Genomic DNA, 14,108 nt, shown 5'->3' with positions numbered 1-14,108 from the left:
GGCCGCCTGGAGAACGGCGGCGACCCGCCGGGTGACCGGCGGCGGCGATGCACGCGCCGCGGGAGACCCCGTCACCTCCGTGGCGAAGGGGACCCCGGTCGCACGCGCAACCGGCCGCCGTCGCCCTCGACGGTCCCGGCCGGCGGGTCCTGCGCACAGACGCGGCGAGGGGCCCGCCCTTCACCGAAGCGGTCCCGCTCACGCGCCGGCCCCGCGCACGCGCGGCTCTCCTCTTCGCGCCTGTCGCACGGTCGCCGCGCGGAGCGGCCACCGTGGACGGGTGCGACGGGTCACCGCGCCGTCCCGGTCGCGAGGAAGGACCCCCCAGCGGCGAGGCGTCGTCAACGCGCGGGGAACGCAGGCGTGTCGGGCTACTTCTCGACCTCGGCGGCGAGGTTGGCGAGGATCGCGTCGTAGATGCGGCCGAGGCCCTTGGGGGCGAAGGTCCGCTCGAAGAAGCCGCCGATGCCGCCGGCGCCGTCCCAGGTGGTGGTGACCACGACGCGGGACCTGCCCTCGCCGGCCGGGGTGACGCGCCAGACGGTGACCATCGAGGAGTTGCGGTCCTTCTCCACGAGTTCGCCGTCGGTCGGTTCGGTGACGTCCAGGAGGCAGTCGCGCACGCGCTTGCTGGTGGCCTGGAGCTTCCAGTGGACGAGGGAGCCCTCGCCGTCGCCGCCCTCGCGCACCTCGTACTCGCTGAAGTGCTCGGGCAGCAGCTTCGCGCGCACGCCGCTGTAGTCGGCGATCGTGTCGAACACCTTCTCCGGGTCTGCCGCGACGACCCGCTCGGTGGTGGCCTCGACCTGCGCCATGGGGTTCCTCCAGGTCCGTGTTGCTCAGGGTTGCTCAGGGTTCTGCGACTTCGGGGCAAGCCAACCACCCCGGTCCTCGGCCGCCCAAATCGGGGGTCCTGCAGCGATCGTGGGGCGATCGAAAAACGCCGCCGAGCGCCCTTCTCACGATCATGGGAACACATGTTCTATTGTGGGGGCCGTGCTACCGAGGAGGCGTCATGCGCTGGGAGTACCTCACCGTGAGACCCGCCACGAACGGCCGGCCTGCGCCGCGCTGTTCGACGAACCCCTGCCGGGGCTGCACCCACGCCTGCGTCCACTTCACCGCCTGACCCTATTGAGCCCGGGAGGGCCGATGCTCAGCACTCCGAACGCGGACAAGGCCTGGAAAGCCATGACGAGGTCGTTCCCGACCCCGGAGGCGCCAGGCCGGTATGCCGCCCCGAGCAAGGCGGAGAGGACGGCTTACGCCGTGCTGCTGCACGGACCGGCTGCGCGCCCGGGCGACGCCGACGCGAGCCAGTGGCTGCTGCTGCGCGACCGCACGGCGAAGCGCCGGTGACCGACACACCAGCAGCCACACTTGAGGAACGCGTCGGCCGCCCAGGACGCCGTCGCCGTGGTCCCGCACCGGCCGACCGCGGTCGGGACCACCGCTCGGGGACAGGCCCCCAACTCTTGACCGTGCCCGCGTGGCCGGGTTTGGACGTGGGCCCGTATCCGTCGACCGTGAGGTGCGGGCCCGCACAGCCCTTGCCTCCCAGCTGATCCGCATAACCCGCGTAGTTCTTGTGCAGCTGCTCGATCAGGCCGCGGAAGACCCCGGCGGCCTTTCCGTGCCAGGAGGCCTGCTCCGAGCCCAGGGCCCGCGCCGTGCCGTGCACCAGGTCGTCGCCGGCCATGGTGCCGATGGCGAGGACCGGGTTCTGGTTGAGCGTCTCGCGGGGGCGCCCCGCCGGATCCCGCAGCCCGTGCCGGCCGAGGAGCCGGCCGCGTCCGGGCCGACCCGACCGACGCCGGCCTGAGCGCGTTCGAGCGCATCCGGCGACCCGAACGGGTGGGCCGACGCCGGAACAGGTTCATCGGGGCGGACTTTCCGGGACGATCCGGCAGGGGCCGTGACCTGCGCGGTCCGACCACCTCCGCCCTGGGAGCGCTCCATGAACCCACGCGCAGCCGCGCTGTGCGCCGCCGTCGCCGTCGTGGCCGCGACGGTCACGGCCGTGCCCGCCGACGCGAGCCCGACACGCCCTTCGGCGCCCGCCCCCGCGGCGAAGCTCGCGTGGAAGAGCTGCGGCACCACCGACCAGCCGCGGCTCCAGTGCGCCTCGCTGAAGGTTCCGCTCGACCACACGCGGCCCGACGGGAAGCAGATCACGCTGGCGCTGTCCCGCGTCCCGCACACCGCGAAGACCTATCAGGGTCCGCTGCTGGTCAACCCGGGCGGCCCCGGCGGCCGGGGGCTGAGCCTCGCCGGCTTCGTCGCCTCGGCGCTGCCGAAGGCGGTGTCGGCGCAGTACGACGTCATCGGCTTCGACCCGCGCGGGGTGGGCAGGAGCACACCGGCCCTGAACTGCCGGCCGGGCCACTTCGCCCCCGTCCGACCGGACTCGGTGCCCCTCACCGAGGCGATCGAACAGGCCAACCTCACACGCGCCCGGTCCTTCGCCGAGGCCTGCGCCGCGAAGTACGCCGACGTCCTGCCGTACATCGACACGCTCGGCGCGGTACGGGACATGGACGCCATCCGCGAGGCGGTGGGCGCACCGCGGCTGAACTACTTCGGCTACTCGTACGGCACCTACCTCGGCGTCGTGTACGCCAGGCTGTACCCGGGGCGGGTGCGGCGCCTCGTGCTGGACTCGGTCGTGGACCCCACCGGCGTCTGGTACGAGGACAACCTGACGCAGGACCTCGCCTTCAACGACCGCCATCGCGCCCTGATGGCGTGGATCGCCAAGCACGACGCGACCTACCGGCTGGGCGCCGATCCCGCCGAGGTCGAGACGAAGTGGTACGCGATGCGTGCGGCCCTCGGCAAGAAGCCGGCCGAGGGCACGGTGGGCGCCTCGGAGCTGGAGGACACCTTCCTGCCCGGCGGCTACTACAACGGCTACTGGCCCCACCTGGCCGAGGCGTTCGCCGCCTACGTCAAGGACGGGAAGACCGGCCCGCTGGTCAAGGCGTACAAGAACCTCGCGGCCGTCGACGCCGCCGGGGACAACGGCTACAGCGTCTACACCTCGGTGCAGTGCCGTGACGCCTCCTGGCCGGGCGACTGGGACCAGTGGCGTTCGGACAACTGGGCGGCGTACGCGAAGGCGCCGTTCATGACATGGAACAACGCCTGGTACAACGCCCCGTGCGCGTTCTGGCCGACCCGGCCGCGGATCCCGGTGAACGTGACCAACGGCGCGCTGCCGCCGGTCCTGCTGTTCCAGGCGACGGACGACGCGGCGACCCCGTTCGAGGGCGGCGCGACGGTCCACGCGCTGCTGCACGGCTCCAGCCTGGTGGTCGAGGACGGCGGCCAGAACCACGGCATCACGCTGAGCGGCAACGCCTGCCTGGACAAACACCTGGCGGCGTACCTGACCGACGGCACGGTGCCGCGCGGGAGCGGCGAGGCCGACGCGGTCTGCGCGGCACAGCCCGACCCGAAGCCGCTCGGCTCGAAGGTCACCCAGTCCTCGGCCCGCGGCTCCACGCTGCACGGACTGCTGGGGTTCCGCGGCTGAGCGGTCCCGGCCGGCCCTTCGGGCGGGTCGGGCGCGGGGGCCCGCCGGGGCGCCCGGGGCGCCTGCCGCGAGGGTGGGGTGCGCACCGCCACTCGGCACGCCCGCTCAGGCCCGCCTGTCCGGACGCGAGCCGTCCCGTGCCGTCCGTGCGTGCTCAGCGCTGGCGGGGGATCCGCGCCAGCGCGTGCACGGCCGCCTCGGCGAGGACCGGGTGCGCGAGGGCGTCGTTCAGCACCGGCCGGGCGCGGCCGTCGCCCAGCGCGCCGAGCCCCTCCACGCAGGCGAGCGCCACCCGCCGGTGGGGGTCGTGCGGCCGCAGGCGGCGCCGCAGCGTCGTGATCAGCGCGGGCACGGACTCGGGGGCGCGGAGTTCCACCAGCAGCCGGACGGGCTGCAGGGCGTAGGCCACGCGCAGTTCGTTGGTGGCCAGGGCGGCGGCCGCGCGGGCGGTGCGCGGGTCGCCGAGGCGGGCCAGCGCATGGGCGGCGGAGGCGCAGCGCGGCGGGTCCCGGTGGTTGAGCAGCAGGACGAGCGCCTCGAAGGCGCGGCGGTCCCCGGCCACCCCCAGCCGGAACGCGGCCAGTTCGCGGGCCCACAGCGGCTGCCCCGGCTCGGTGAGAACCCGTGCCAGCGCGTCGTGGTCGGCGGTGACGACGAGCCGCTCGTGCAGTGCCGTGCCTCCCGACTCCCGCCGTAAGCGCTCCGTGAGCGATCGCAACTCTTCGTCCATGCGGTCGAGCCTAGGGGCCACACCGCGGAAGGGAGGTGCATCACAGCCAAAGGGCTGGCGCGCTCGTTACCGACTGGTTAAGCTCATTAGAGCGAGTCACCCACTCGCAGCACCTCCTCGTGGCGGCCTGGTGACGCAGTCGCCGCGAGATGTCGGTTCGGTACCGCGTGTACCGCTGTACGACCCGGCCACGGGACAGGGCCGGTCGGAATCCCGTTCGTCGGTGGGCGTGTGCACGCCCGCACTGACGGCACCGGGCGTGTGCGCATGCAGCCCGGCAACACCCGCACTCCTTTTCTCCGCACCCGGTGCGCCCGGCCCTCTCGAGGCCCCGGCGCACCCGGGGCGTTCCCAGTCGTCACCTCATTACTGGAGTCCCGCGATGGCCGCTCCCCTGTCCGACACCCCTCTGTCCCCGCTCCAGACGATCGCCGTCATCGGCCTCGGCACCATGGGCTCCGGCATCGCCGAGGTCCTGGCCACGGCCGGCCGCGACGTGATCGGCGTCGACGTCAGCGAGGCCCAGACCGCGCGCGCCGTCGCCGCGCTGGAGGCCTCCACCGCCCGCTCCGTGCAGCGCGGGCGGCTCACCGAGCAGCAGCGCGCGGACGTCCTGGCCCGGGTCCGGGTCTCCGCCGACCTGCGCACCGCGGCCGACGCCGACCTCGTGATCGAGGTGGCGCCGGAGTCGTACGAGGTCAAGCAGCAGATCTTCCGCGAGCTGGACGGGATCGTCCGTCCCGGGACCATCCTCGCCACCGGCACCAACGCGCTCTCCGTGACCCGTCTCGCCGCCGACTCGGCCCACCCGGAGCGGGTGCTGGGCCTGCACTTCTTCAACCCGGCCCCGGCGATGAAGCTGGTCGAGGTGGTCTCCTCGGTGCTGACCGCCCCGGCCGCCGTCGCCGCCGTCACCGACCTCGCGCTCGACCTGGGCAAGGAGCCCGTCGCGGTCGGCGACCGTCCCGGCTTCGTCGCCGACGGGCTGCTGTTCGGCTACCTCAACCAGGCCGCCGCGATGTACGAGGCCCGGTACGCCTCCCGCGAGGACATCGACGCGGCGATGCGGCTCGGCTGCGGCCTGCCGATGGGCCCGCTCGCGCTGCTCGATCTGATCGGCGTCGACACGGCCCGCACGGTCCTGGAGGCCATGTACGCCGAGTCCCACGACCGGCTGCACGCCCCCGCGCCGATCCTCAAGCAGCTCAGCGAGGCCGGCCTGACGGGCCGTAAGTCGGGACGCGGCTTCTACACCTACGAGGCGCCGGGCAGTGCGACGGTCGTCCCGGACGCACTGACCCCGCTGTCGGGCGGGGCCGGGGCGGCGGGACGTGCGGTGTCCTCGGTCGGCGTCGCCGGCTCCGGCACCATGGCCTCCGGCATCGCCGAGGTGTTCGCCAAGGCCGGCTACGACGTCGTCCTCGCCGCCCGCAGCGAGGAGAAGGCGCAGACCGCCAAGGCCCGCATCGGCAAGTCGCTCACGCGCTCCGTCGACAAGGGCCGGCTGACCGCCGAGGCCGCCGCGCAGATCCTGGACCGGATCACCCCGGCCGGCTCCTACGACGCCTTCGCCGACGTCGACCTGGCGCTGGAGGCGGTCGCCGAGGACCTCGAGGTCAAGCGGCAGCTCTTCGCGACCCTCGACAAGGTGTGCAAGCCCGGCGCGGTCCTCGCCACGACGACCTCCTCGCTGCCGGTCGTCGCCTGCGCCCGCGCCACCTCGCGCCCGCAGGACGTCATCGGGATGCACTTCTTCAACCCGGCGCCCGCGATGAAGCTGGTCGAGGTCGTCCGCACGGTGCTGACGGGCGAGGACGTCCACGCCACGGTCCGCGAGGTGTGCGCGCGGATCAAGAAGCACGCCGTCGACTGCGGGGACCGGGCGGGCTTCATCGTGAACGCCCTGCTGTTCCCCTACCTCAACAACGCGATCAAGATGGTGCAGGAGCACTACGCGACCCTGGACGACATCGACGCCGCGATGAAGCTGGGCGGCGGCTACCCGATGGGCCCCTTCGAACTGCTGGACGTGGTCGGGCTGGACGTCTCCCTGGCCATCGAGAAGGTCCTGCACCGCGAGTTCCGCGACCCCGGACTGGCGCCGGCGCCGCTGCTGGAGCACCTGGTGGCCGCGGGCTGCCTCGGCCGCAAGACCGGCCGCGGCTTCCGCGAATATGCCCGCCGCTGACGGCGCCGGCGACTGGCTGGAAGCGACGGAGGACTGGGGCGGCCTGCTCGATCCCACCGGGCCGCCCCCGCCCGCCAAAGGCGGGGGGAACCCCGGACACGCGCACCGAGCTGCGCACATGCAGTACGTTCGGGTCATGTCCCAGCCCGCCAGGTCCTCACGTACACCAGCCACGCCCGACGCGCCGGAGAGCGCCGCAGGCAGCCGCGCGGCCGCCCAGCGGCTCAAGATGCGCCGAGAACTGGCGGCCGCGGCCATGGAGCTGTTCTCGACCAAGGGGTACGAGGCGACCACCGTCGACGAGATCGCGGCGGCGGCCGGCGTCGCCCGCCGCACGTTCTTCCGTCACTTCCGCTCGAAGGAAGAGGCGATCTTCCCCGACCACGACGACACCCTGATCCGGGCGGAGGCGGTGCTGAACGCGGCCCCCGCGCACGAGCACCCGCTGGACACGGTGTGCCGGGGCATCAAGGAGGTCATGCGGATGTACGCGGCGCGCCCGGAGATCTCGGTCGCCCGCTACCAGCTCACGCGCGAGGTGCCCACCCTGCGCGAGGCCGAGATCGCGTCGGTGGCCCGCTACGAGCGGCTGTTCACCCGCTACCTCCTCGGCCACTTCGACGAGCACGCGCACGACGACGACGCCAACGACGACCCGCTGCTCGCCGAGGTCGCCGCCTCCGCGGTGGTCACCGCCCACAACCACGTCCTGCGGCGCTGGCTGAGAGCCGGCGGCCAGGGCGACGTCGAGAGCCAGCTCGACCACGCCTTCGCCATCGTGCGCAAGACGTTCGGGACGGGCATCGGAGCCGGCCGCGGCAGCGCCGGCGCCCCGCAGCCGGTCGCGGCGGCGGTCTCCTCCGCCCAGGGCGAGGTGCTGGTGACCGTCGCCCGGACCGACGCCTCGCTGGACGAGGTCATGCGGACCATCGAGCAGGCGCTCAAGGAGCGCTGAGCCCTCGCGTCCGCTGTGATGACGGCCACCCCTCGGGGGTGGCCGTTTTGGCATGTCAGAGCACCTTTTCGCGCGGAATTGCGCGCCCGTTCGATCGATCATCGCTCATCTGTTACGCAAAGATTTCAGCTGAGATGAAGTTCTGGCACTCAGTGCCTTGCGAGGTGACACGCGGTGTCATACGTTGAAGATGTCCGGGCGGCCGGCGTGCAGAGACCATGCGTACGCCGGCTGTCCCCGCAACCGCATGGATTGCGCGCCCGGACGCCTGCGTCACAGGCAACCTCCCGCGCCACAAAGCGCTGCCGGACCACACCGCCGAACCGACGGCACCTCCCCGAACCCTCAGCAGCACCGACGCAAACCCCAGCGCCCCTCCCTCAGGGCGCTCACCGCCGGAGGCAACACCGTGACCATGAACAAGATCCTGGACGCGATCCAGTCGCCGGAGTCCACCCCGGACGACTTCGCCGCTCTGCCGCTCCCCGAGTCCTACCGCGCGATCACCGTGCACAAGGACGAGACGGAGATGTTCGCGGGCCTGGAGACCCGTGACAAGGACCCGCGCAAGTCCCTCCACCTGGACGAGGTGGCCCTGCCCGAGCTCGGACCGGGCGAGGCCCTGGTGGCCGTCATGGCCTCCTCGGTCAACTACAACTCCGTGTGGACCTCGATCTTCGAGCCGGTGTCGACGTTCTCCTTCCTGGAGCGCTACGGCAGGCTCAGCGAGCTCACCAAGCGGCACGACCTGCCGTACCACGTCATCGGCTCCGACCTCGCGGGCGTCGTGCTGCGCACCGGCCCGGGCGTCAACTCCTGGAAGCCGGGCGACGAGGTCGTCGCGCACTGTCTCTCCGTCGAGCTGGAGTCCTCGGACGGCCACAACGACACGATGCTCGACCCCGAGCAGCGCATCTGGGGCTTCGAGACCAACTTCGGCGGCCTGGCCGAGATCGCTCTGGTCAAGTCCAACCAGCTGATGCCGAAGCCGGACCACCTGAGCTGGGAGGAGGCGGCGGCCCCCGGTCTCGTCAACTCCACCGCCTACCGGCAGCTGGTCTCCCGCAACGGCGCCGGCATGAAGCAGGGCGACAACGTCCTGATCTGGGGCGCCAGCGGCGGACTCGGCAGCTACGCCACGCAGTTCGCGCTGGCCGGCGGCGCCAACCCGATCTGCGTCGTCTCCTCGGCGCAGAAGGCGGAGATCTGCCGGTCCATGGGCGCCGAGGCGATCATCGACCGCACCGCCGAGGACTACCGGTTCTGGAAGGACGAGAACACCCAGGACCCCAAGGAGTGGAAGCGCTTCGGCAAGCGCATCCGCGAGCTCACCGGCGGCGAGGACATCGACATCGTCTTCGAGCACCCGGGCCGCGAGACCTTCGGCGCCTCCGTGTACGTCACCCGCAAGGGCGGCACCATCACCACCTGCGCCTCGACCTCGGGCTACATGCACCAGTACGACAACCGCTACCTGTGGATGTCGCTGAAGCGCATCATCGGCTCGCACTTCGCCAACTACCGCGAGGCCTGGGAGGCCAACCGGCTGATCGCGAAGGGCAAGATCCACCCGACGCTGTCGAAGGTCTACTCCCTGGAGGAGACCGGCCAGGCCGCCTACGACGTGCACCGCAACCTCCACCAGGGCAAGGTCGGCGTCCTCGCGCTGGCCCCCCAGGAGGGCCTGGGCGTGCGCGACGAGGCCAAGCGCGCCCAGCACATCGACGCCATCAACCGCTTCCGCAACATCTGAGACACCCGGGGTCATAGATGACTGAGCGTCAGCCCGCCGAAGGACTGCGGGAGAAGGACCGGCCGTGGCTCATGCGCACGTACGCCGGTCACTCCACGGCCGAGGCGTCCAACGAGCTGTACCGGCGCAACCTCGCCAAGGGGCAGACGGGTCTGTCGGTCGCGTTCGACCTGCCGACCCAGACCGGCTACGACTCCGACCACGTCCTCGCCCGCGGCGAGGTCGGCCGGGTCGGCGTGCCGGTGGCCCATCTCGGCGACATGCGCAGGCTGTTCCAGGACATCCCCCTGGAGCAGATGAACACCTCGATGACGATCAACGCCACCGCCATGTGGCTGCTGGCGCTCTACCAGGTCGTCGCCGAGGAGCAGGGCGCGGACGTCACCCTGCTCCAGGGCACGACCCAGAACGACATCGTCAAGGAGTACCTCTCCCGGGGGACGCACGTCTTCCCGCCGGGGCCGAGTCTGCGGCTGACGACCGACATGATCGCGTACACGGTCTCCCACATGCCGAAGTGGAACCCGATCAACATCTGCAGCTACCACCTGCAGGAGGCCGGGGCCACGCCGGTGCAGGAGATCGCATACGCGATGTCCACGGCGATCGCCGTGCTGGACGCCGTCCGGGACTCCGGGCAGGTGCCGGCCGAGAAGTTCGGCGACGTCGTCGCCCGCATCTCCTTCTTCGTGAACGCGGGCGTCCGCTTCATCGAGGAGATGTGCAAGATGCGCGCCTTCGGCCGCATCTGGGACCAGATCACCCGCGAGCGCTACGGCATCGAGAACCCCAAGCAGCGCCGTTTCCGCTACGGCGTCCAGGTCAACTCCCTGGGCCTGACGGAGGCGCAGCCGGAGAACAACGTCCAGCGCATCGTGCTGGAGATGCTCGCCGTGACGCTGTCGAAGGACGCCCGCGCGCGTGCCGTGCAGCTGCCCGCGTGGAACGAGGCCCTGGGCCTGCCCCGGCCCTGGGACCAGCAGTGGAGCCTGCGCATCCAGCAGGTCCTCGCCCTGGAGAGCGACCTGCTGGAGTACGAGGACATCTTCGCGGGCTCGCACGTCGTCGAGGCGAAGGTCGCCGAGCTCGTCGGGGCGTCCCTCGCGGAGATCGAGCGGATCCAGGAGATGGGCGGCGCGATGGCCGCCGTCGAGTCCGGATACCTGAAGTCGCAGCTGGTCTCCTCCCACGCGGAGCGACGCGCCCGCATCGAGTCGGGCGAGGAGAAGATCATCGGGGTCAACGTCTTCCGGACGACCGAGCCCAACCCGCTCACCGCCGACCTCGACACCGCGATCCAGACGGTCGACCCGGCGATCGAGGCCCGTGTCGTCGCCTCCCTGGAGAACTGGCGCGACACGCGGTACCAGCCGCCCTTCAACCACCCGCGTCCGTGCAAGGCGCTGGAGCGGCTGAAGGAGGCCGCCAAGGGCACCGCCAACCTCATGGAGGCGACCCTGGAGTGCGCCCGCGCCGGCGTCACCACCGGCGAGTGGGCCGGGGCGCTGCGCGAGGTGTTCGGCGAGTTCCGGGCGCCGACCGGCGTGTCGTCCGCGCCGGTGGCGGTCCCCGCGGAGGAGGGCTCGGCCATGGCCGACGTCCGCCGCCGGGTCGACCTCACCGCGAAGGACATGGGCGTCGGCAAGCTGCGCTTCCTGGTCGGCAAGCCCGGCTTGGACGGCCACTCCAACGGCGCCGAGCAGATCGCCGTGCGGGCCCGCGACGCCGGCTTCGAGGTGGTCTACCAGGGCATCCGGCTGACGCCCGAACAGATCGTGGACGCGGCGCTCGAGGAGGACGTGCACGCCGTCGGCCTGTCCATCCTCTCCGGATCGCACGCCCAACTGGTGCCGGACGTCCTCGAACGGCTGCGTGTGGCCGGTGCCACAGACATCCCGGTGATCGCCGGTGGCATCATCCCGAATGGAGACGCCGAGCAGCTCAGGGCCGCCGGCGTGGCCGCGGTCTTCACCCCGAAGGACTTCGACATCACCGGAATCATCGGCCGCATCGTCGACGAGATCCGCAAAGCGAACAAGCTCGACCCCCTGGAGGTCCCCGCATGACCGTCAACCGTCTTCGTCCGCGGCGCTCCTGTCTCGCCGTTCCGGGCAGCAACCCCCGCTTCCTGGAGAAGGCGCAGGGTCTGCCGGCGGACCAGGTCTTCCTGGACCTCGAGGACGCGTGCGCGCCGCTCGCCAAGCCCGAGGCCCGCCACACCATCGTCAAGTTCCTCAACGAGGGCGACTGGACGGGCAAGACGAGGGTCGTGCGCGTCAACGACTGGACGACCGAGTGGACGTACCGCGACGTCGTGACGGTGGTCGAGGGCGCCGGCCCGAACCTCGACTGCATCATGCTGCCGAAGGTGCAGAACGCCCAGCAGATCGTCGCCCTCGACCTGTTGCTGACGCAGATCGAGAAGACCATGGGCTTCGAGGTCGGCCGCATCGGCATCGAGGCCCAGATCGAGAACGCCCAGGGCCTCAACAACGTCAACGAGATCGCGCAGGCCTCCTCGCGCGTCGAGACGATCATCTTCGGCCCGGCCGACTTCATGGCGTCGATCAACATGAAGTCGCTGGTCGTGGGCGAGCAGCCGCCCGGCTACCCGGCGGACGCCTACCACTACATCCTGATGAAGATCCTGATGGCCGCCCGCGCCAACGACCTCCAGGCGATCGACGGCCCCTACCTGCAGATCCGCAACGTCGACGGCTACCGCGAGGTCGCCGGGCGCGCCGCGGCCCTCGGCTTCGACGGCAAGTGGGTGCTGCACCCCGGCCAGGTCGAGGCGTCCAACGAGATCTTCTCGCCGTCGCAGGAGGACTTCGACCACGCCGAGCTGATCCTGGACGCCTACGACTACTACACGTCCGAGGCGGGCGGCAAGAAGGGCTCGGCGATGCTCGGCGACGAGATGATCGACGAGGCCAGCCGCAAGATGGCGCTGGTCATCTCCGGCAAGGGGCGTGCGGCCGGCATGCAGCGCACCGGCAAGTTCGAGATCCCGGAGGGCTGAGCGCCATGCAGTTCGGACGCACGTACGAGGAGTTCGAGGTCGGGGCGACGTACAAGCACTGGCCGGGGAAGACGGTCACGGAGTACGACGACCACCTGTTCTGTCTGCTCACCATGAACCACCACCCGCTCCACATGGACACGAACTACGCCGAGAAGACGACCGACTTCGGCAAGAACGTCGTCGTGGGCAACTACATCTACTCGCTGCTGCTCGGCATGTCCGTGCCGGACATCTCCGGCAAGGCGATCGCCAACCTGGAGATCGAGTCGCTGCGGCACGTGGCGCCGACCTTCCACGGCGACACGCTGTACGGCCAGACGACCGTGCTGGACAAGTGGCCGTCGAAGTCGAAGAACGACCGCGGCATCGTCTACGTCGAGACCAAGGGCTACAAGCAGGACGGCACGCTCGTCTGCGTGTTCCGCCGCAAGGTGATGGTGCCGACCGAGACGTACATCAAGGAGCGCGGCGGCGAGCAGCCCGGCCGCCCGCCCGTCTCCCACCACCACCCTCAACCGACGCCCCCGCGGGGCGACACCCCCGGTCCCGAGCTCAGCGAGCAGGAGAAGTAGCCATGGCGCGACTCGCCCAGACCGCCGGTCTGACCGACATCCAGCAGGAGATCCTCTCCACCGTCCGCGACTTCGTGGACAAGGAGATCATCCCGGTCGCCACCGAGCTGGAGCACCGCGACGAGTACCCGCAGCAGATCGTCGACGGCCTCAAGGAGTTGGGCCTGTTCGGTCTGATGATCCCCGAGGAGTACGGCGGTCTGGGCGAGTCGCTCCTCACCTACGCCCTGTGCGTCGAGGAGATCGCCCGCGGCTGGATGTCGGTCTCCGGCATCATCAACACCCACTTCATCGTGGCGTACATGCTCAAGCAGCACGGCACGCAGGAGCAGAAGGACCACTACCTGCCGCGGATGGCGGCCGGCGACGTCCGGGGCGCCTTCTCGATGTCGGAGCCGGGGCTCGGCTCGGACGTGTCGGCGATCACGTCGAAGGCGGTGAAGGACGGCGACGAGTACGTCCTCAACGGCCAGAAGATGTGGCTGACGAACGGCGGTACGTCGTCCTTGGTGGCCGTTCTCGTGCGAAGTGACGAAGGACACCCCGAGGGCACGGCCCCCCACAAGTCGATGACGACCTTCCTGATCGAGAAGGAGCCCGGCTTCGGCGAGGTCCGCCCCGGCCTGACCATCCCGGGCAAGATCGACAAGATGGGCTACAAGGGCGTCGACACCACCGAGCTCATCATGGACGGCCTGCGGCTTTCCGCCGATCAGGTGCTCGGCGGGGCCACCGGCCGAGGTTTTTACCAAATGATGGACGGCGTCGAGGTTGGGCGCGTGAACGTCGCGGCGCGTGGCTGCGGTGTCGCACAGCGTGCCTTCGAACTCGGCGTCCGGTACGCCCAGCAGCGCCACACCTTCGGCAAGCCGATCGCCCAGCACCAGGCGATTCAGTTCAAGCTGGCCGAGATGGCTACCAAGGTCGAGGCCGCGCATGCGATGATGGTGAACGCCGCACGCAAAAAGGACTCCGGAGAACGAAACGACCTCGAGGCAGGGATGGCGAAGTACCTCGCCTCCGAGTACTGCAAGGAGGTCGTGGAGGACTCCTTCCGTATCCATGGCGGCTACGGCTTCTCCAAGGAGTACGAGATCGAGCGCCTCTACCGGGAGGCCCCGATGTTGCTGATCGGTGAAGGCACTGCCGAAATCCAGAAAATGATCATCGGGCGCCGGTTGCTCGAGGAGTATCGGTTCCAGGGCTGATTGTCCGAGTTGGGGGTGTTTTCTTCGAGAAGAAGATCACACCCCGTCAACTTCCCTGTGCCGTCGACTCGGCTTCCTGACTTACCCAGTTGCGGCCCCGAACCGCTACGATCGCGGAAAGCCGCCGTCCCCCCGTCGAAGC

The 14,108-nt window shown here is 70.6% G+C and carries 11 protein-coding genes; 9 read left to right on the top strand and 2 right to left on the bottom strand.

Annotated elements, in window-relative coordinates; translation table 11 throughout:
- Window positions 1–371 precede the first annotated feature (371 nt).
- Complete coding sequence (locus ACH4ZA_RS05510) at window positions 372–815, bottom strand: SRPBCC family protein (protein ID WP_319277845.1); 444 nt, start codon at window positions 813–815, stop codon at window positions 372–374.
- A gap of 337 nt (window positions 816–1,152) precedes the next feature.
- Here ACH4ZA_RS05510 and ACH4ZA_RS05505 point away from each other — a divergent pair, with 337 nt between their 5' ends.
- The gene (locus ACH4ZA_RS05505; protein WP_319277846.1) at window positions 1,153–1,359 is read left to right on the top strand and encodes a hypothetical protein; all 207 of its coding nucleotides are present in this window, start codon (window positions 1,153–1,155) and stop codon (window positions 1,357–1,359) included.
- A 598-nt stretch (window positions 1,360–1,957) separates the two neighbouring features.
- Window positions 1,958–3,535 carry an alpha/beta hydrolase gene (locus tag ACH4ZA_RS05500; RefSeq protein ID WP_398428133.1) on the top strand — a complete coding sequence of 526 codons (1,578 nt, stop codon included), beginning with the start codon at window positions 1,958–1,960 and terminating at the stop codon, window positions 3,533–3,535.
- A 154-nt stretch (window positions 3,536–3,689) separates the two neighbouring features.
- On the opposite strand, the gene ACH4ZA_RS05495 is transcribed toward ACH4ZA_RS05500, so the two are convergent.
- Window positions 3,690–4,265, bottom strand: a complete 576-nt coding sequence (locus ACH4ZA_RS05495) for an adenylosuccinate lyase (protein ID WP_319277848.1) — start codon at window positions 4,263–4,265, stop codon at window positions 3,690–3,692.
- Between the two features lie 382 nt (window positions 4,266–4,647).
- On the opposite strand from ACH4ZA_RS05495, the gene ACH4ZA_RS05490 reads away from it, so the two are divergent.
- From ACH4ZA_RS05490 to ACH4ZA_RS05460, 7 genes are all read left to right on the top strand, one after another.
- On the top strand, window positions 4,648–6,453 hold the full coding sequence (locus ACH4ZA_RS05490) for a 3-hydroxyacyl-CoA dehydrogenase family protein (RefSeq protein ID WP_319277849.1): 1,806 nt from the start codon (window positions 4,648–4,650) through the stop codon (window positions 6,451–6,453).
- 136 nt (window positions 6,454–6,589) lie between these two features.
- Window positions 6,590–7,408 carry a TetR family transcriptional regulator gene (locus tag ACH4ZA_RS05485; protein WP_057582271.1) on the top strand — a complete coding sequence of 273 codons (819 nt, stop codon included), beginning with the start codon at window positions 6,590–6,592 and terminating at the stop codon, window positions 7,406–7,408.
- A 415-nt stretch (window positions 7,409–7,823) separates the two neighbouring features.
- Window positions 7,824–9,161: a crotonyl-CoA carboxylase/reductase gene (gene ccrA, locus ACH4ZA_RS05480; RefSeq protein WP_319277874.1), complete on the top strand. Its 1,338-nt coding sequence runs from the start codon at window positions 7,824–7,826 to the stop codon at window positions 9,159–9,161.
- 17 nt (window positions 9,162–9,178) lie between these two features.
- Complete coding sequence (locus ACH4ZA_RS05475) at window positions 9,179–11,227, top strand: protein meaA (RefSeq protein ID WP_319277850.1); 2,049 nt, start codon at window positions 9,179–9,181, stop codon at window positions 11,225–11,227.
- On the top strand, window positions 11,224–12,183 hold the full coding sequence (locus ACH4ZA_RS05470; protein ID WP_319277851.1) for a CoA ester lyase: 960 nt from the start codon (window positions 11,224–11,226) through the stop codon (window positions 12,181–12,183). Before ACH4ZA_RS05475 ends, ACH4ZA_RS05470 begins: the two co-directional genes overlap by 4 nt.
- A 5-nt stretch (window positions 12,184–12,188) precedes the next feature.
- A complete protein-coding gene (locus tag ACH4ZA_RS05465; protein ID WP_319277852.1) occupies window positions 12,189–12,758 on the top strand; it encodes a MaoC family dehydratase in 570 nt (189 codons plus the stop codon).
- Between the two features lie 2 nt (window positions 12,759–12,760).
- Window positions 12,761–13,966, top strand: coding sequence for an acyl-CoA dehydrogenase family protein (locus ACH4ZA_RS05460; RefSeq protein WP_398428129.1), 1,206 nt, complete (start codon window positions 12,761–12,763; stop codon window positions 13,964–13,966).
- The last annotated feature ends 142 nt before the right edge of the window (window positions 13,967–14,108 follow it).

Origin of the sequence: Streptomyces sp. NPDC020597 (assembly GCF_044335095.1) — a bacterium.
Taxonomy (GTDB): Bacteria; Actinomycetota; Actinomycetes; order Streptomycetales; family Streptomycetaceae; genus Streptomyces.
This window is presented reverse-complemented; position numbering and strand designations above follow the sequence as displayed.